This is a genomic window from Pseudoalteromonas sp. Scap25 (assembly GCF_013394125.1).
In the GTDB taxonomy this organism is placed as follows: domain Bacteria; phylum Pseudomonadota; class Gammaproteobacteria; order Enterobacterales; family Alteromonadaceae; genus Pseudoalteromonas.
Window position 1 is genome coordinate 564,455 of sequence record NZ_CP041327.1, and the last position, 18,877, is coordinate 583,331.

Here is an 18,877-nt window from a genome sequence, read left to right on the forward strand (position 1 = left end):
CTTTTTTGTACTTTTAAGTTAGCGCTTTATTAAAAGCTGTAAGAGTAACCCATTTGTACTGAGCGTGGCTTACCAGGTTGAATACCGCCATTTGCGCGGTTAGCAATGTAGGTTTTATCAAACAGGTTATCAACGCTTAGGTATACTTTTTGATTTTCATCAATTAAGTACTTAGCAGCTAAATCCCATACAACACGACTATCAATCGCATTTAAGCCTGAGTCAGAAAGGTCAGCATGTGCATCCGATACGTAACGTATTTGGCTGTTAACAACAAAGTTATTCACTTCGGCACCAAATGATAAAGCAACTTGGTTTTCTGGTACGTAAGGCATTGCATCGCCTTTTTCTACAGAGCCCCAAATTTCTGAATCAAATGTGTTTTTAAACTCTGAATCAGTGTAGGTGTAAGTCAGTTTAACTGGGAACGCAACTGATGCAGTATTAAACGTTCGACCAGCGCTAAATTCAAAGCCCGATACTTCTACTTCACCGTAGTTGTATTGGTCGCCAATGTTATCGTCGCTACAACCTACTGCAGCAGTACAGTTACCATGCATGTTGTCGTAATCAGAGTAGAATGCAATCACTTCACCGTTAAAGCCGTTTGCATTAAAACGAGAACCAAACTCAATGTTGACGCTTTCTTCTTCGTCTTGGTCTGCATTGCCTGGCGCTGCGGGTGCATAACCTTTTTGAATGCCTGCAAGTAACGTTACGTTGTCGTTAAGTGTGTAAGTAGCACCTAAAGACGGTACTAAAATTTCAGTATCGTTTGAAATGTCTTTCGTTAAGCCTTGGCTACGAGTTGGATCTGATTTAGCCCATTCTTCACGGGTAATAGTAATGTCTTCATAACGCAGACCTGCACTCACTACTAATGCATCCATTGTCCATTCGTCTTGAATAAATAGGGTGCTTGCTTTTGCGCTGTCTAAGCGATTGCTATTAGAGCCAGGTGCGCCTTGCGAAGTAAGAGTCATGCTTAAATCTTGATTAAGCGTGTATTTGTCTTCCCACTGGAAACGATCCATTTCATCTTCGTGGTAACGTACGCCAACCGTAATGTAGTGATCGCCCGCTGGAATGTGTAATTCAGACTGCACGCCTTTGGCTTGGTAGTCGCGGTTATTAGCTTTAACACCTATGTTTTCGATGCCTTCAGCCGTTGGGTTTGCTTCAAATTCACTGTATTGCTCAAGGTAGCTTTCGCTTACTTTACTGGCTTTGTACCAGTTACGGTGGAAGTCATTTAGATAAGCGGTTGCTAAAAATTCGTAACCTTCACCAAAGCGATATGCATAGTTTACTTGGTATGCATTGTGACGAGTGTTCATCTCATCGTTTTGCGATGCCGCATAACGACGGTTAGGATTTTCTTGGTAATCGGCGTTAGTTAAGCCCATGTACGTTTCGTCTGATGTTTCTTCAGAGTACTTAGCTTTAAACTCAATGTTGTGGGCATCGTTTTCACCAAAGGTATGGCCAAATTTTACCAGTACGTCATTTTTTTCAAAACCAGTGTTGTCATCGCCTACAGGTAATTCTTTAAAACCATCAGCGCCGTAAGAAAACACTTCAATTAAGCCAGCAGTGTTATTTTTTTCTTTAGCGAAGTAAGCGTGACCTTTATAGTAACCATCGCTACCAAGTGCCGCGTCAACCATACCCATAGAGCTATTTGCTTCAGTTGGTAAGCTGCGAGAAAGTAAATTTAATACACCACCGGTAGTGCGCGGGCCATATTTAACTGAGGCAGCACCTTTTAATACTTCAATAGATTCCATACGACCCATAGTCGGGAAGTAATAAGCCGATGGTGCAGAATAAGGAGCTGGTGCAACGAGTACGCCGTCTTCCATTACTGAAATTTTATCGTTACGGCCAGTACCTGTGCCACGCATACCAATGTTAGGACGCAGACCATAGCCATCTTCTTCTTGAACGTATACACCTGGTACTGATGCTAATACGCGAGAAATATCGGTAAATTCGAATTTTTGCAATTCTTCATCAGAGATAAATGTAGCCGATCCTGGAATATCGTTAATTGCTGCTTGTGAGCCAATAACGGTAATTTGTTCAAAGTTGCGTTCAACGCCGCCGGCATCTTTTGCCATTGCTGTAGCACTTAAAGACAGCGCTACGGCTGCAGTTAACGAGGAAACTAAAAATTTATGTGACATTGATTACCCTAAAAATAGTTCAACTACTAAAATTGGCGTAATTTAAACATGTTAACGAATGAGAATCAATATTATTAAGTTTTAGTTATATTTACATTTGCCGTAAAAACACGCTATTTTTATAACATTTTTAACTAAGTGTTTATTCTAATCTTATAAAATTAGGATAATGTATTGGCTGGTGGCGGTTATTTAAGCAGTGGGATAGCCTAAGCGCAGCTTAATAAATTCGGCGAGTTTAAATACCGCGTTTTCAGGTTCGCTGGCGGTTTTTACTAAACTAATACCTATGCTACCAAGCGCAGGTAAATGTTTAGTGTGTAAGTGATAGGCTAAATCGTTAGGTACGGTACTTTTTGCGAGCACTGTTATACCTAAGCCTTCTTTTAATGCGGCAATTAAACCGGTTAAATCGGCATTACTGTAAACAATACGATATTTAATGCCTGCTTTTTCAAGCGCCTGAGTTGCTCTGCGTCGATAAATACAGCCCTCAGGGGCGGTCACTAAGGTTACGGTTTCATTTTGTGCCAGTGATAGGTCGCCCACCCACACTAATTGGTCTTGAATAAAAATAGGGAATTTTTCTGAGTCTAGTTGCTCGTTAAGCGCTAACACTAAATCAAATTGATCTTGGCGCTCATCAGAGAGTAGGTGTTTACTTAAACGTGATTTTACTTCAAGTGATACCTCAGGGTAGAGCGCTACAAAATCGCCAATAATGGAGGGCAAAATACGCGCGGCAAATTCGCTAGGGATCCCCAAGCGCACTTTACCAGTTACACTTTCTGAGGTGAACAACTGCAAAATGGCATCGTTATGCTGCACCATTTGCTTTGCCATCGGCAGTAATAACTCGCCATATTGGTTGAGCACTTGTCGTTGCCCCTGCTTTTTAAATAATTTATAGCCGAGTAAGTCTTCTAAGCGTTTTACTTGTAAGCTCACCGCAGGTTGCGAAAGGCCAAGTAAATCGCCTGCTTTGGCAAATCCACCAACCTCAACCACCATAACAAAAGTTCGTAAACTGTCGGTTGAAATATTTTTCATATTTAAAATTACTATTTATATGGCTATATATATAAGTATTATTTATCAATTGATAAGTAATTACAATTTGTTGTTGTAAGGCTTGCGCAATATACTTTTGCTATTAAAGATTGATAGGTATTTGTTATGACTTTTAACCCGATTATGTTTGCCCGCCATAGCAACGCTAACAGCGCGGTTATAAATGCCTTACAAGCCGATAGCAGTCACGTTGTTATTGACTTTAGTGGTAGTGAAGCATCGGTATTTTTAAGTGCTATTTTAGGTCATGACCTCACCAAACTTACCGCTAGTGGCTTTGGCTTTAAAGGCACACTGGATGGCGATTTAAATTCTGATTTTAGCTACGCCGTTTACTACTTTAGCGAAACCGCCTTTCGATTTGTACTTCCAGTTAATGCTAGCCTGCAATTACAAGCGCTCATTAACGAGCAGCAGCTTAGATACGATATAGACTTTGTGGTACGCACCGACTTAGCGACCTTTACTTTAAAAGGCGACAATGCATTTGATACCTTAGTTGAGGCATTTAAACTAACCCCAGGGTTACGCCTTGCTGACGCGCAGCTTTGCTATGGCGCGCAAAGTGGTGATGTGTTTGTTACTGCAGTAGATCAAAACAATGAACAGCAGTTTATTGTTATTGCTAAAACGGCCACGCTTGATAAGTGGCAACAGTATATGCAGCAACAGGGCTTTAGTGTTACCAACACTCAAGCAGCCTAACGGGTAAAAAGTTAAAGATTACAATTTGGTAGGCTTAATAATGGCTACCATGTTATTCCCCCTCATTTAATTGAGGCCACGCCCACACACATGGGTTAATTTAAAAGTGAAGGAATATTATGACTTCTAAAACAGTATTACATGCAAAGCATCTTGAAGCCGGCGCAAAAATGGTTGATTTTCATGGCTGGGAAATGCCAATTAACTACGGCTCACAAATAGAAGAACACAACGCCGTACGTAACGATGCGGGTATGTTCGACGTATCACACATGACCATTGTTGATATACAAGGTGAGCAAGCACAAGCATTTTTACGCAAGCTAGTAGCTAACGATGTTGCTAAGTTAACCGTACCAGGTAAAGCGCTTTACACTGGCATGCTTAACGAGCAAGGCGGCGTAATCGATGACTTAATTATTTACTACTTTAGCGAAACATTTTATCGCTTAGTGGTTAACTCAGCGACCCGTGAAAAAGATTTAGCACATTTGGCTAAGGTGTCGAGCGATTTTGCTGTAACGGTTACTGAGCGCCCAGAATACGCCATGATTGCGGTTCAAGGCCCTAATGCACGTGCTAAAACAGCCCAGGTATTAAACGCAGACCAGCAAGCTGCAGTAGAAGGCATGAAGCCATTTTTTGGTGTTCAAGCCGGTGATTTATTTATTGCTACAACAGGTTATACTGGCGAAGACGGTTACGAAATTGTAGTACCAAACGAGCAAGCCGCCGATTTATGGCAGCAATTGCTTGATGCCGGTGTAGCGCCTGCGGGCTTAGGCGCGCGCGATACACTGCGTTTAGAAGCCGGTATGAACCTTTACGGCCTAGATATGGACGAAAGCGTATCACCACTGGCTGCTAACATGGCATGGACTATTGCATGGGAACCAGAAGATCGTGACTTTATTGGTCGTGATGTTTTGGTAAAACAACGTGCAGAAAAAAGCACTCACAAGCAAGTAGGTCTTATTCTTGAAGAAAAAGGCGTGCTACGCAGTGGTTCTAAAGTAATTGTTGATGGTGGCGAAGGTGTTATTACATCTGGCACATTCTCACCAACATTGGGCTATAGTGTTGCATTAGCACGTGTACCTCGTTCAACCGGCGACACGGCTCAAGTAGAAATGCGTAAAAAATTAGTTAACGTAAAAGTTGTTAAATCGGGCTTTGTACGTAACGGTAAATCAATAATCTAAATAATTTGGTTATACCAATAAATAAGTTAGCCTTATTCATTGGTATTCTCCCAATCTAAACCAAAGGATGAAAAAAATGAGCAATATCCCTAGCGAGTTAAAATACGCACCTTCACACGAGTGGGTTCGTAACGAAGGCGACGGCACTTACACTGTTGGTATTTCTGAGCATGCGCAAGAGCTGCTTGGCGACATGGTATTTGTTGAATTACCAGAAGTAGGCGACGAAGTAGATGCTGGCGAAGACTGTGCAGTAGCAGAGTCAGTAAAAGCGGCATCAGACATTTACGCGCCAATCAGTGGTGAAATTGTTGCCATTAACGAAGAGCTAGAAGATGCGCCTGAAACAGTAAACAACGACGCATACGGCGACGGTTGGTTATTCCGTATTAAAGCGTCAGAAGAGTCTGAGTTAGATAATTTATTAGACGCTGAAGGTTACGCGCATACAATTGACGAAGACTAATCGTTAATTAATAAAAGCCCCTCTATGTTAAAACATTGGGGCTTTTATGATTAAAGCGCTTATTTTTCCATACAAAGTAAGCAGCTAAATCATCACATATTTTAATCAATACTAGTTACCCATTAGTATTTGGATCATAGGAATCTGGACACATGTCAAACGCCAAATCTCTTGAACAATTAGAGCAAAAGCAAGATTTTATTCGCCGCCATATTGGGCCAAGCCCAGCGCAAGTAAACGACATGCTTAGCGCTCTTGAAGTATCGAGCGTTGAAGAGCTGATCGGTCAAACTGTACCTGCTGGTATTCGTCTTGAGCAAGGTCTTAATATCGGCGAAAGCCGCACCGAAGTTGAAACACTAAGCTACTTAAAATCAGTAGCAAGCAAAAATAAAGTTTTCAAATCGTATATTGGCCAAGGCTACCACCCAACTCACGTACCGCACGTAATTTTACGTAACGTACTTGAAAACCCGGGTTGGTATACAGCGTACACACCGTATCAGCCAGAGATTGCACAAGGGCGTTTAGAGTCACTATTAAATTTCCAGACTATGACCCTAGATATTACCGGCCTAGATTTAGCAAGTGCCTCACTGCTTGACGAATCAACCGCTGCAGCCGAAGCTATGGGCCTTGCAAAACGTGTATCTAAAGCTAAAAAAGCCAATGCGTTCTTTATTGCCGACGACGTACACACGCAAACCATTGACGTAGTGAGCACCCGTGCAGAGCAATTTGGTTTTGAAATTATTGTAGGTAAAGCCGCCGATGCTGTTAACCACGATATTTTTGGTGCGTTATTCCAATACCCGTCAACATCAGGCGAAATTGTTGATATAACTGACCTAATAGCTGGCGTACAAAGCAAAAAAGCGATTGCCTGTGTAGCTGCCGATATCATGAGCTTATTACTATTAAAAGCGCCAGGTAAATTAGGCGCCGACGTAGTACTGGGTTCAGCGCAGCGTTTTGGCGTACCTATGGGTTACGGCGGTCCACATGCTGCATTTTTTGCAACACGTGATGCGTACAAACGTTCATTACCGGGTCGTATTATTGGTGTATCAAAAGACCGTTTAGGTAACGATGCATTACGTATGGCAATGCAAACTCGCGAGCAACATATTCGCCGCGACAAAGCCAATTCAAACATTTGTACTGCGCAAGTATTATTAGCGAACATGGCTGCGTTTTATGCGGTATACCATGGCCCGCAAGGCTTAAAAACCATTGCACAACGCATTCACCGTTTTGCTGATATTTTAGCAACTGGCTTAAAAGCAAAAGGTGTGGCACTTAAGCACACTACTTGGTTTGACACATTAACAGTGGTTGATGAAAACAAAGCCGACGTGATTGCGCGTGCTGTAGCTAAAGGTGTTAACTTTGCTACTAACCATGCAGGTGAATACTCAATTTCAGTATCTGAAACCACAACCCGTGCAGACGTTGCTGAGTTATTTGATATTATTTTAGGCGAAGGCCATGGCCTAAGCGTAGATGCGATTGCTGCTGATGTTGAAGCAAATGGCAGCGACTCTATTCCTGCAAGCCTAGTGCGTGATGATGAAATACTAACGCATCCAAACTTTAACAGCTACCACAGTGAAACAGACATGCTTCGCTATATTAAGCGCCTTGAAAACAAAGATTTAGCACTTAATCATTCTATGATCTCGTTAGGTTCATGTACCATGAAACTAAACGCGACCGCTGAAATGATCCCAATTACCTGGCCTGAGTTTGCTAACCTTCACCCATTCTGCCCGCTAGACCAAGCAGAAGGTTACCAAATCATGATAGGCGAACTACATGATTGGTTGGTTAACATTACCGGTTACGATGCCGTATCACTACAGCCAAACTCTGGCGCACAAGGTGAATACGCAGGCCTTATCGCCATTCGTAAATACCACGAGTCACGAGGGGACGCGCACCGTAACGTATGTTTAATCCCAAGTTCTGCACACGGTACTAACCCAGCATCGGCACAAATGGCCAGCATGAAAATTGTGGTTGTTAACTGTGATAAAAACGGCAACATCGACATGGAAGACTTAAAAGCGAAAGCTGAAGAAGTCTCTGAAAATCTATCATGTGCCATGGTAACGTACCCATCTACCCACGGTGTATACGAAGAAACGATTCGTGAGTTATGTGAAATTGTTCACCAGCATGGTGGCCAAGTTTACATGGATGGCGCAAACATGAACGCGCAAGTAGGTGTTACTAGCCCAGGCTTTATTGGCTCAGACGTATCGCACTTAAACTTACACAAAACCTTCTGTATTCCACACGGCGGCGGTGGCCCAGGTGTTGGCCCAATTGGTGTTAAATCGCACCTTGCGCCATTTATGCCAAACCACAGCGTAATTAACGTACCAGGTACTAATGAAGGAAATGGTGCAGTATCGGCAGCGCCTTACGGCTCTGCAGCTATTTTACCTATTTCATGGGCTTACATTGCTATGATGGGCTCTGAAGGCTTAAAACAAGCGACAGAAATGGCGATTGTAAATGCTAACTACTTAAGCAATGAGCTCAGCAAGCACTTCCCAATTTTATACCGTGGCCGTAATAATCGCGTTGCTCACGAATGTATTATTGACCTACGCCCATTAAAAGAAGCCTCAGGCATTACAGAAATGGACGTTGCTAAGCGCTTACAAGATTATGGTTTCCACTCACCAACAATGTCGTTCCCTGTAGCGGGCACATTAATGATTGAGCCAACTGAATCTGAGTCTAAGGGCGAGATTGACCGCTTTATCGAAGCGATGGTATCGATTAAAGGTGAAATTGATAAAATCATTTCAGGTGAATGGTCTATCGAAAATAATCCACTGGTATTTGCACCGCACACACAAGCTGATGTGTTAGGTAATGAATGGGACCGCGCGTATGACCGTTTTTACGCTGCCTTCCCAGTACCAGCAGTTGCTAAAGATAAGTTCTGGCCAACCGTTACACGTATCGATGACGTATATGGCGACCGTAATTTAGTATGTGCATGTCCTCCGATTGAGACATATCGCGACTAATTTTTGAATGTAGGTTGCGAATAAAAAATGCAACTATCGGAATTAAGTTTGCAACTCGAATAAAGTTTGCAACCGATAGTTGAATTTTGAGGTGGGTAAAAATGAAAAAGCGAACCAGAGATGGTTCGCTTTTTACGTCCGATAATTTGAATATCAAATTACCTTTGAAATGTTATAGCTATCTATGTCTTCTTTTATTTCAACTGCAATATCAAAATACAATGATGGGTTATTTGTAAAATTTATCCATTTTACAGATTGGATGTAAGAGTGCCGCCCTTTATAAACAGTTCCTCCAGTATGATCATTGCAGCCCAGAACTTCTGGTTCTCGTTTGTTGAACATGTTTCGGCTCATAATCCCAAATAAAAAATCTGTCATTAAAGTTGTGCAGTTACAACATGAGCAAGTATTATCTTTTATATAATATTCGTAAGACCCATTTTCATCTGGCAGAACTACAGCTAATATTGCGTTTGGACGACTGACTCGGCCATTTCTGGTTTTTACTTTAAGTGAATAGGATATTTCCCATGGAATCCATTGATCCGCCTCTGAGGTAAAGATACCCCAATCCTTCATTCCTTTGGATATAAAAACCAATGTAATACTGCTGTCGAAAATTTTACCCTTCAGACGAGTTTCGATAGTTGAGTCTTTAAAGTCGCTAAGATCTTCACCGTCACTTTCACCTTTGTATATCTCGTTATTTTCACCAAGAATTTCTTCCAGTTTATTTACATAATCTCTGACTTTAGTTGTTTTCCACCAACTTTCTAAAATATTTTCGACTTGTTCGTCACCATACTTATATGAGACAAATATTTTTCTTGCCATTACATCACTCCTTTGCCAAAGCATTCAATGTATCGATTGTTCTTGATATTAACTCTAGAGGATTATTTGTTTCGTACCCAAGTGCTTCATATAATTTTTTTAATTTCCCGTCGTCATTAGGAAAAATAGTGTCGAAGTCAGCCATAATCTCCTCCCAAATCTCTTTTGCAACGAAACCGCTGCAACCGATGGGTACAATGACTAATCCAAGCTCCTTTGCAATCCTATATTCTGCTAAAACACCTTCTGCGAAAATGACGTCTTCACCAATCTTTTTATTGCCCAGAATAAAAACAGCTATTCCAGCTTTCTCAATCAAATCGTAACGATATTGCTCCCATATTTTTTTACGCTCCGTCTCATCACTAATGTATTGAGGAAAGGGTCTCATGACTAATTTGTCTTCAAGATGAGAAAACTGTTTTTGATAAGCGGACTGAACTGCCCCGGAAATTAAAACATTCCCTATACCTAGTCCGACACCAGTTACAAGCTTATAGTTCTGGTCGATCAAAGCCTTACCTAGGTTGTGAAGTGCTTCTTCCGTGCTTGACTGTTTCCAAGCCCCAAAGTCAGCTGCACAACCAGATACAAAAACTGATTTGCGCTTATATAATCGATAAATATCGCTAAGTATCTCTGTGATTTCCTGATACTCATCGATGAAAATCACATTGATATGAAATCTTCCCAGGTCTTCTGCGAAGAGTTGTTGTTTTGTTTCTCCTCTGGCGAAAGACGCATCATTGGCATACTCTTTTCTGTTTTCGCGACGTAAAATACAATAATGGTTTCTTTGGTTATCCTCAAACTGCACTCGAATATTCGTTAAGACATGATGAAGATTAGGATCAGTGAAACTAAAGCCGATAAATAGAAATGTTTTTGATACTAAATCTCCAGATAAAGCTGTAACAAACGGCGCGTGTGATACAGGATACTTTTCATATTCGTTTCTTGTAAGCACCGTGTTGTTTGGAGTCTCGATGTCACCGTGCATTTTGTATAAGACAACGTCACGTTTAGGTTTGGTGTTTGCTAATTGCTCTTTCGTATATTTTACATCGACAACTTTGTTTTCTGTCTCAAAGGATTTTTCTAACAGTTTGTCGTAATTTGTCGTCCAATAGGTAGAAATAGGTAACGAGGCCAAGAGATTGTGGTTATCAGTAGGCGTATTCTCTGTTCCCATTTCATTTAGTAACTGTTGTGAAACGCGCTGACGATTAAACTGATTTACGTAATATTGTGCTAGACCAACTAGATCGTGTTCATCATCTACATCTAGTTTTAATTCTTTTACCAATGGGCGAAGTAAGCTTTTCCAATCTACATAGCCAGCACCCACAGATAAGCCGGCTCCAGCAAAAATAGCAGCATTACCGCTTTCGATCTCTCGCAAATATTGTTCAATAAAATGCTTAACTTCCATTTTTATATGTCCTTATTTAGTCTGTACACTGGCTTTAGCAGGTCTGGTTAGTGATTGAAGCGAGCTTCCATTCGTAACACCAGAATGGTTGTATCGTATTGAGGCTTATAAACCCTCAACATCCATACCATGCTCAGCCAACCACTTTTTTCGCTCTTTATAGTCGGGCATTGCACGTTCTACACATAACCAAAAATCAGAGGAGTGGCTTGGTTCAATCAAGTGGGAAAGCTCATGCACAACAACATATTCAGCAATTTTTGCGGGGAGTAATATAGTCTTCCAATGGAAATAAAGTGTCTGATTTTTACCACAAGACCCCCAACGATAACCTAGGTCACGTACTTTTACTGCTGAGAACTCAACACTTAAACGATTTCTAAATTCGTTAGCTTTTGCTTCTAACCACTTCAAACCTTTTGCTACATACCAATCGATGAATAGCTTTCGGGCACCCTCAATATTGCTTTTTGATAAATGAAAACGGCCATGATAAAACTTGAGTGGCTGTTCTTGTTCATCAACTAAGTTTAAGCGATAACTTCTGCCTAAATATAAAAAGCCTTCTCCTTGCACAAACTGTTTTTGACGCACGGTTTTATGCATTAAGGATTTTTCAGCAAGCTTTTGATAAATCCAGCTAAGCTTAGAGCGCACAAAATCTTCAAGTACATCGGTTTGTACAAATGGAGGTGCGGTAAGCAATAAGCTGCTATCTCTATCCACGGTTAACTGCATCGTTTTACGACCAGCACTGTGTTTAACAGGTATAACTAGGTCTTCAATAGTTAAGGTCATACAGCCTCTAATTTATAGCTATTGGCTTTAGCAAGCTCTCTAAGCTTATCAACCAAAGGTTCTATATGATCAAAGTCAAGTAGCTCAGATTCATACAGAGTTTCAAATAAATACTGCTCTAACTCTTCTTGTAAACCTAAACGATGAGGTTCCCAAAAACTAGTGGTGGTGATCTTATCTTGAATATGGGCAACCAATTTTTCAGTAAGCTCTATTAGTTGGGCTTCTAAGGCTAAATCAGGTTTGTCCTCACCACTTACTGCCACTTTTAACATGCGATAAAACGGAAGGTAATGCTCAGGGATGTCAGGCAAACCTTCTTCATGCTTGGTAGAGCCAGAACGCACTTCATCAATAATGCTTTGTAGCGCTTTGATCAATTCATCCCATTGGCCAGCTAAGTCTTCGAGAATCTGTTTTAGGTAGTCACTAAGTTTCACATAGTAAATAGGGTCTTCATCAAGATGTTTAGTTATGTGACTCTTTATTGCGTGCTCCATATCTGACGCGACTGCTTTTTTCTGTTCTTCTGGGTCAGCACAATAAGTTGCAACTTGCTCACGCACTTCATCTATACTTTTTTCAAAATGTGCATCTGTTAAGTTTACTGGCGCTACTTTAGGGTCACTACCCAGTGAAATAATATGTTCGTCAATTAAAGTACGAACCTTAGCACCAACATCTTTACCTATCACCATACTATCGCGATAACGCATTCTTGCACGGTTTTGTATCATCGCCAGTGCTTTAGCATCGCCAGCAAAAGGTAAGCCTTCAGGGCGTGGTAATACTTGTTCTAAGCTTTGTAAGAAGGCTTTTAATTTTACTGAAAACTCTTGGCGTAATCGTTCCGTGCTAAGCAATTGTACGCAAGATTCAATATCATCAAGCGATTCTATTCCTTTACTGCGGAATATATCGACGGCTCGAATATGACGCTCTCTAAGGGCTGGAACTTCGTCTTTTAAACTGCGTAACGCGCCTTCAACATCTTCGTCACTATAAGCTGCTAATGCAGCTTTAAGGTGATTCGCAACACCATAATAGTCCACCACAATACCAAACTGCTTGCCATATCCCGTACGGTTAACCCTAGCAATTGTTTGTAATAATTCCGCTTCACGAATTGAGCGATCTAAATACATCACACCTTCAATTGGTGCATCAAAGCCTGTTAACAGCATTGATTTAACAATTAAGAACGAAAGCGGATCTGTACCGGCCTCAGTTTGCTCAGCTTCAGCACCTAGTTCTTTATTCAGTAAAGGCTTTTTGAAACGTTCAATAGCTTTGTCTTGTTTGGCTCTATCTGTATGCTCAGCCCATTCTGGCCCATCGTTATTATCAGACGAGATAATGGTGGAAAATTCCATTCTGGCTAATACACTTTTATAACGCCATGCTTGGATCAACGCCTGTACTTTAGGAGACTTACGACAAAGGGTTTCGTTATCACAACCCTTTAACTCTTCAGGTAAGCGCTCAGCATCAAACAGCAACTTATCACGCGCATCTATAAAGGCTTTGTAATAGCGCACAGCAGCTAAACGACTATATGCCACCACTTGTGCTTTATAGCCATTAGGTAAAATATTGGTGACATAGTGACGCAGCATATCTGCTGCTTTTTCTTCAATTAGCAGTGTGGCTTCTAATACATTACCTTTAGTCGCATACTTCTTTTTAATGGCTTCGAGTTCTTCTTCACTTTTATCGCTAAAAAAGTCTTCAAATAACTCATCTAAGCTAGAGCCATCTTTTACTGCACCATTTACCGTGCGACCTTCATATAAAATAGGTACTGTCGCGCCATCAGCCTCGGCTTCTTTAATGGTGTACTTATCAATAAACTCACCAAACACTTCATGGGTGCGTTTTTTCTCACCCATAATGATTGGCGTACCCGTAAAGCCGATACGAGCACAGTTAGGAATACCTGAAAGCAAGTTAGCGTGTAAATCACCCGATTGTGTACGATGCGCTTCATCCACCATTACCAAGATATCTTCACTGGCATTGAGCAATTCAAAAGGGTCAGCTGCTTTGGTTTGTGACTCACGATATTTTTGGATCATCGCAAATACGATGCCGGGACCATCTTGCTTTAATAGGTTTTTAAGGGATCTATTATTGTTAGCAACCGAGACCATTTCATCGGTTAAAGAGGCTGTACTGGAAAGTTGTTTTTGTAGGTCTTTTCTGTCGGTAACTATTACCACTTTAAAGCGGCGTAAGGCAATATCTGTACGTAGTTTTCGGATCAGAAACATCATAGTTAATGACTTACCCGAGCCTTGGGTATGCCACACGATACCACCACGCCTATCGTATTCACCATCTTGTTTACGAGTTTTACCCGATAATAAGCGCTGAACAGAACGCACTACACCACGATATTGCTGATAACGACAGACCATCTTGATGGTTTGCCCACCTTGATGCACAAACAAAATAAAGTGGCGAATAATATCTAACAGAGATTCAGGCATTAACATACCAGCCACTAATCGCTGTTGCGCTGACAGGCCTGAAACACCTAGCTCTTTAGCGAGTGCTTTTTCACAACGCTTAGGCTCACTCTGTGTAGCAATAGTTTTCCAAGGTTTATAAAACTCAGCTCTTGCGCCAATAGTGCCCACTAAACATTGCTCAAAACTGGCGGCAATCATTAACTGGTTGGTATTAAATAACTGAGGAGCACCTTCATTATCTTCTACTTCACCGCCAGCAAAACGTTGGTTGGAATAACGGCGAAGCTGATTAATCGCCGCAGCCATAGGCTCGGCACTATCTGGATTTTTACATTCAATAACGACTAACGGAATACCGTTAACCAATAATACTAAATCAGGAATAATATGTTTTTTGCTGGTGTCATGCCCGGGAGGACATTTCACCTTAAACTGGTTAATTACCGTGAAGGTATTATTTTCTGGCGTATCCCAATCAATAAAATGAATACTACGGGCACGGCCACCATCCCAATCAGGCAAGCCATCAACAATAATGCCATTAGTTAACAACTCAGATGCTTTTTGGTTGGCCTCCATTAACTTAGAAGCGGCAACACGACTAATAGCCGATATAGCTTGGTTAACGCGCTGTTCATCAAGCCATTCAACTTGCTCACCGCTAGCTTGGGTACGCAAGTTAACCTTTACCAGTTGTTCGCGTAATGTTTGGGTTTGCAATACTTCAGCAAAGCTATCTCGGCCAGTAACACTAGCATCATCTAAACTGCCTTCAATATACTGCCAGCCTTGCGCTTGAAGCTGTTTAATCAATGGTAATTCTGATAGTAAATACTCCGGACCCATATCATTCATTCCTTTAATAAAGCTACTTTTAGCTGGCCTGTTGTTGGTTAATCAAATCGGTAACGCGGATTTTACCCGTAAGCAGATCATCCATTAGACCAGCTTTTTTGATCGTTAATTTTTCCAACTCAATTTTGAAATTAAGTATATTTTCTTCTAATGTCTCAACTCTTTCTGAAATAGCCTCTTGTTCATCTTTTGTATCGGGAAAGCAAGTAACAACTTTTCTAAATTCACTTTGCTTAATACCTAGAGCTGTACTCCCAGAGGCCTTCTTTAAGACTCCATTTTGAAACTGTTCTGATAAGAGCCTTTGTTTAAGAAATCTTGAATCAATATTACTTTTAGCTTGTAAAATAATTAAACGCTGAGCAAAAGCAAGTTTTTCTGTTGTTCCTATTTGAGCAACCATACCTAGTGGTGCTTCAGTCGTAAAAAGAATATCTTTTTCTTCAGGAATGCCACGGGTCATCCATAAGTCATAATCTTGCTCTGCTATAAACTCTTTAGGATCTTCTTGAATAAAACCTTTTCGTACATTCTTGGCCGTAATCAACCTAATGCCTAAATCAACTTTAGTCGGAGTTTTTCCCCGATAATCAATAATATTTTCCAAAAAAGACTCAATAGAGCCAACTTTCCAGTCCTTAGGAATCCAACCTAACTCAGAAGATTTATATAATTCGGGGGAGTCCTTATAACTAGGACGGAGCTCTCCGCTTCCATCAATACCGCGAGTTAACATATCATGTAACATGCCTTGCTTTACTTGTTGTAACTTAGCAATCATAGCTTCAGTTTCGCGGATTTGATTATCTAAAGTATCTAAAATATCAGCAATTTTTTGACTTTCTTTTTTAGTAACAATAGGAACATCCCACCCTAAAGTTTCTTTAGGTGATGCACGCGTATGACTGTTAGTAGAACCAATGGCTATTTTAGTTAGTTTTTTCTTGAAATAACTACTACCAAAAAAATGCTTCCAAAAAGCTAAGACTGTATTGTCATCAATAGGGGTATAGCAAATAAACTCAGTTGAGCAGCAATGGTTATCGCCCTCTATAGGAAAAACTAAAGATACACGAGATTTTCTAGGATTTAGCTTTGAAACTAAAACACAGGGGTTATAAATCTCAGTTTTATTACTCTCAATATTGCCTCCAAGTTCGAGAATTGGCCTACCTGTTTCATCAAAAGCAGGAATACTATGGTGATGCCACAGTGCATGCGGCTGTGCATTAGGCATAACACTTAATGTGTTTATTCGAAATACACTAGAAAGAGGCTGAGTCTCAAAAAATAACTTATTAGACATAACCTAACCCCGACAAATAATCATTAAGTGCTTTGGCAGATTTATTTCGCGAGGACTCTATTTGAGTCAAAGTAACTTGATATTTCTCCCACCAGTTTTCGATGGTAGCGATGAGTTGTTGACGCTCGGTGGCAAGGTAACGCTCAACGATTGTTAACATATCTTGATAGAGAATATTAAGAATCAACTTGGCCGCATCGTCTGAGCCTAATTCATCAACCTTGGTATTTAGCTCACTTTCAAAGGCTTCTGTTTTTGCCTTTAAGCTTTTGGTGACTTTCGTTCGCTGCGATTTCTGGGCTTTAATTTGCTTTTCAATACTAGCAACTTCTTCAGCTGATAGTATTTCAGTACTATCACCTTCATCGCTATCGTCATCATCTTTAGGTAATTTGGCCGATAATACTTTAATAGAACCATCTAGCTCTGTTTTTTGCTGCTGTAAATTTTGCAACTCAGATAAAAAACCATCTAATAAAAAGCGAACAAGCTTGTGCTCTAGTGGGTCTGATTTACTTTTTCCGTCTTCCATTGCAGTAATAATACTAGTACGCCAAGCATCAACTACGCCTTTAGAGTCACGTGCAATTAAGGTTAAAAAGTCATAGCGCTGTTGATACCAAAATGCCGCTATCATACCGCTCACCTGGGCATCACTTAGCATGCCGATAGGCTTTAAGCTCTCAGTAAAACTGTTGATTAACTCTTTGCGCAATGCTGCATATTCTTTGTTTTTGGCAAGGGCGGTAATACTGAGTTTGTGGTTACTCCACCAGGTATCAAAGGCATCACGCATGGCTTGCTCTTGGGCAATAACATGGGTGTTTTCATTCACAGTGGTTTTAATAGCTTGTTTAGTATCAATAACAGATGTGAATTCTTGATAGCCGTTTTGACCAGCTTTAGGGGTAAAAATATCTTCAGGTTTTAAGCCTTGAGTATCAAATAACGCTTTTTTACTGTTTATTTCACTATCAGGAATACCGCCTAATAAATGTGCTTTTACATCATGAGGCTCTGGCGATGGTGAGTTATCAGCATAACGGCGAATGTTTAGCTTATAGCCTTCCTCGCCTAATTTATCATTACTAACAATGGCAGCAAGGCCAGGAATATCTTGTTTTAGCTCATTAGTTTCATAGGCTTCAAATATTGACGCAATGCGCTCAATATGTTCAGGCATTAAGTAGTTTTGTGCTCGGCCTTCAAAATATTCTCTGTCAGCATTAATAAATAAGACCTTGCCTTGCATGTGTTCGGGTTTACCACTAACTTGATGAGCTCCTTCAGCCACTTGCTGTCTAAATATCATGATACAAGCTGGAATACCTGTTCCGTAAAACAAGTTAGGTGGCAGGCCAACAACAGCTTCAAGCAAGTCATCTTCAATAATACCAGCTCGAATGCCTTGCTCTTCACCACCACGGAATAACACACCATGTGGTAAAACAGTCGCCACTCGGCCACCTTCAGCACAGACTGCAAGCATATGCTGAACAAACATTAAATCAGCTTTTTTTGCACCTAATGGAACTTGCCCATATTTAAAACGTTCTGGATGATTTGGCTGGTAAACTAACTGCCCATCTTCATCGGTTTCTTTAGTACCAAAGCTAATAGAAAACGGTGGGTTAGTGAGAATACGATCAAACTGAATTAATTTACCATCACTAGTTTTATGGCGTGGATGCTCTAAAGTATCGTCATTCTCCAAGCTATTGGTTGTTAAGCCGTGCAGCAACATATTCATTTTGGCAATAGACCAAACTGTACCAGCCGCTTCTTGACCGTAACAATCGAGACGGTAACCATCACCACCTTGTTCATCGATATATTCTTTTGACGCAATGAGCATACCGCCAGAACCACAACAAGGATCGTATACTTTATGGGTTTGTTCAGGTTTCATTAATCTCACCATTAAGCGCACTACTGAACGAGGCGTATAGAATTCTCCGCCTTTTTTACCCGCAGAGTCAGCAAAATCACCAATTAAATACTCATATGCTGCACCTAGTAGATCAGGGAATTCAAAATCTTGGTTACGCAACCTGTGTTTATTGAAATGGGTGATTAGTTCACGTAGCTTGCGATCTGGCATCGCACTTTTACCAATTTTACGGTTAAAGTCGATGTACTCTAATACGTCTTGAAGTGAGCTATTACCTTGCTCTAAACCACCAAGCGCTTCATTTAAGAAATTACCCACATTTTTATGAGCTTCATTGACTAGGTGATCCCAGCGTGAAGTCGGAGGTACATAGAAAGTCTTTTTGTACCACATTTTGGTTTCGGCAATTTCTTCAGCTTCTGCTTGGCTTTTACCTTTTGCAAGCTGCTGCTTGATAACTTCTTCACGGCGCTCTTCAAAGATATCTGAACAGCGCTTTAAAAACAGCATGCCAAAAATGTATTCTTTAAATTCTGACGCATCCATCTTGCCACGCAGTATGTCGGCGGCATTAAAAAGATGTCTTTCTAGTTGGGATAGGGTTAATGGCATT

Annotated in this window: 12 protein-coding genes; 4 read left to right on the forward strand and 8 right to left on the reverse strand. The window is 40.8% G+C overall.

The annotated features are described in order from the left end of the window. Window positions 1-29 precede the first annotated feature (29 nt). Window positions 30-2,186 carry a TonB-dependent receptor family protein gene (locus FLM54_RS02650; RefSeq protein ID WP_054202296.1) on the reverse strand — a complete coding sequence of 719 codons (2,157 nt, stop codon included), beginning with the start codon at window positions 2,184-2,186 and terminating at the stop codon, window positions 30-32. Between the two features lie 192 nt (window positions 2,187-2,378). Then, window positions 2,379-3,236: a LysR family transcriptional regulator gene (locus FLM54_RS02655; RefSeq protein WP_008465324.1), complete on the reverse strand. Its 858-nt coding sequence runs from the start codon at window positions 3,234-3,236 to the stop codon at window positions 2,379-2,381. A gap of 126 nt (window positions 3,237-3,362) precedes the next feature. On the opposite strand from FLM54_RS02655, the gene FLM54_RS02660 reads away from it, so the two are divergent. The 4 genes from FLM54_RS02660 to gcvP all read left to right on the forward strand — a co-directional run bounded on the left by FLM54_RS02660 (window position 3,363) and on the right by gcvP (window position 8,674). After that, a complete protein-coding gene (locus FLM54_RS02660) occupies window positions 3,363-3,962 on the forward strand; it encodes a hypothetical protein (RefSeq protein WP_008465326.1) in 600 nt (199 codons plus the stop codon). Between the two features lie 119 nt (window positions 3,963-4,081). After that, the gene (gene gcvT, locus FLM54_RS02665) at window positions 4,082-5,164 is read left to right on the forward strand and encodes a glycine cleavage system aminomethyltransferase GcvT (RefSeq protein ID WP_008112433.1); all 1,083 of its coding nucleotides are present in this window, start codon (window positions 4,082-4,084) and stop codon (window positions 5,162-5,164) included. Window positions 5,165-5,240: 76 nt separating this feature from the next. After that, entirely contained in the window at window positions 5,241-5,630 is a 390-nt protein-coding gene (gene gcvH, locus FLM54_RS02670; RefSeq protein ID WP_008112430.1) for a glycine cleavage system protein GcvH, read from the forward strand. Between the two features lie 152 nt (window positions 5,631-5,782). Next, complete coding sequence (gcvP, locus tag FLM54_RS02675) at window positions 5,783-8,674, forward strand: aminomethyl-transferring glycine dehydrogenase (RefSeq protein WP_178954996.1); 2,892 nt, start codon at window positions 5,783-5,785, stop codon at window positions 8,672-8,674. 153 nt (window positions 8,675-8,827) lie between these two features. Here gcvP and FLM54_RS02680 read toward each other — a convergent pair whose 3' ends face one another. From FLM54_RS02680 to FLM54_RS02705, 6 genes are all read right to left on the reverse strand, one after another. Then, window positions 8,828-9,511: a TIR domain-containing protein gene (locus tag FLM54_RS02680; protein WP_178954998.1), complete on the reverse strand. Its 684-nt coding sequence runs from the start codon at window positions 9,509-9,511 to the stop codon at window positions 8,828-8,830. Between the two features lie 4 nt (window positions 9,512-9,515). Beyond that, a complete protein-coding gene (locus FLM54_RS02685) occupies window positions 9,516-10,943 on the reverse strand; it encodes an SIR2 family protein (RefSeq protein ID WP_218648493.1) in 1,428 nt (475 codons plus the stop codon). Between the two features lie 105 nt (window positions 10,944-11,048). Then, window positions 11,049-11,741, reverse strand: coding sequence for a M48 family metallopeptidase (locus tag FLM54_RS02690; RefSeq protein WP_178955000.1), 693 nt, complete (start codon window positions 11,739-11,741; stop codon window positions 11,049-11,051). Further along, window positions 11,738-15,058 carry a type I restriction endonuclease subunit R gene (locus FLM54_RS02695; protein ID WP_178955001.1) on the reverse strand — a complete coding sequence of 1,107 codons (3,321 nt, stop codon included), beginning with the start codon at window positions 15,056-15,058 and terminating at the stop codon, window positions 11,738-11,740. Before FLM54_RS02695 ends, FLM54_RS02690 begins: the two co-directional genes overlap by 4 nt. A 28-nt stretch (window positions 15,059-15,086) precedes the next feature. Beyond that, window positions 15,087-16,373 (reverse strand): restriction endonuclease subunit S, encoded by a 1,287-nt coding sequence (locus FLM54_RS02700; RefSeq protein ID WP_178955003.1) that lies wholly within the window; start codon window positions 16,371-16,373, stop codon window positions 15,087-15,089. Next, complete coding sequence (locus FLM54_RS02705) at window positions 16,366-18,876, reverse strand: class I SAM-dependent DNA methyltransferase (protein WP_178955005.1); 2,511 nt, start codon at window positions 18,874-18,876, stop codon at window positions 16,366-16,368. Before FLM54_RS02705 ends, FLM54_RS02700 begins: the two co-directional genes overlap by 8 nt. Between the last annotated feature and the right edge of the window lies 1 nt (window position 18,877).

Coding starts and splice junctions, on each gene's coding strand:
- FLM54_RS02650 (WP_054202296.1), bottom strand. CDS start 2,186: ATGTCACATAAATTTTTAGTTTCCTCGTTAACTGCAGCCGTAGCGCTG.
- FLM54_RS02655 (WP_008465324.1), bottom strand. CDS start 3,236: ATGAAAAATATTTCAACCGACAGTTTACGAACTTTTGTTATGGTGGTT.
- FLM54_RS02660 (WP_008465326.1), top strand. CDS start 3,363: ATGACTTTTAACCCGATTATGTTTGCCCGCCATAGCAACGCTAACAGC.
- gcvT (WP_008112433.1), top strand. CDS start 4,082: ATGACTTCTAAAACAGTATTACATGCAAAGCATCTTGAAGCCGGCGCA.
- gcvH (WP_008112430.1), top strand. CDS start 5,241: ATGAGCAATATCCCTAGCGAGTTAAAATACGCACCTTCACACGAGTGG.
- gcvP (WP_178954996.1), top strand. CDS start 5,783: ATGTCAAACGCCAAATCTCTTGAACAATTAGAGCAAAAGCAAGATTTT.
- FLM54_RS02680 (WP_178954998.1), bottom strand. CDS start 9,511: ATGGCAAGAAAAATATTTGTCTCATATAAGTATGGTGACGAACAAGTC.
- FLM54_RS02685 (WP_218648493.1), bottom strand. CDS start 10,943: ATGGAAGTTAAGCATTTTATTGAACAATATTTGCGAGAGATCGAAAGC.
- FLM54_RS02690 (WP_178955000.1), bottom strand. CDS start 11,741: ATGACCTTAACTATTGAAGACCTAGTTATACCTGTTAAACACAGTGCT.
- FLM54_RS02695 (WP_178955001.1), bottom strand. CDS start 15,058: ATGGGTCCGGAGTATTTACTATCAGAATTACCATTGATTAAACAGCTT.
- FLM54_RS02700 (WP_178955003.1), bottom strand. CDS start 16,373: ATGTCTAATAAGTTATTTTTTGAGACTCAGCCTCTTTCTAGTGTATTT.
- FLM54_RS02705 (WP_178955005.1), bottom strand. CDS start 18,876: ATGCCATTAACCCTATCCCAACTAGAAAGACATCTTTTTAATGCCGCC.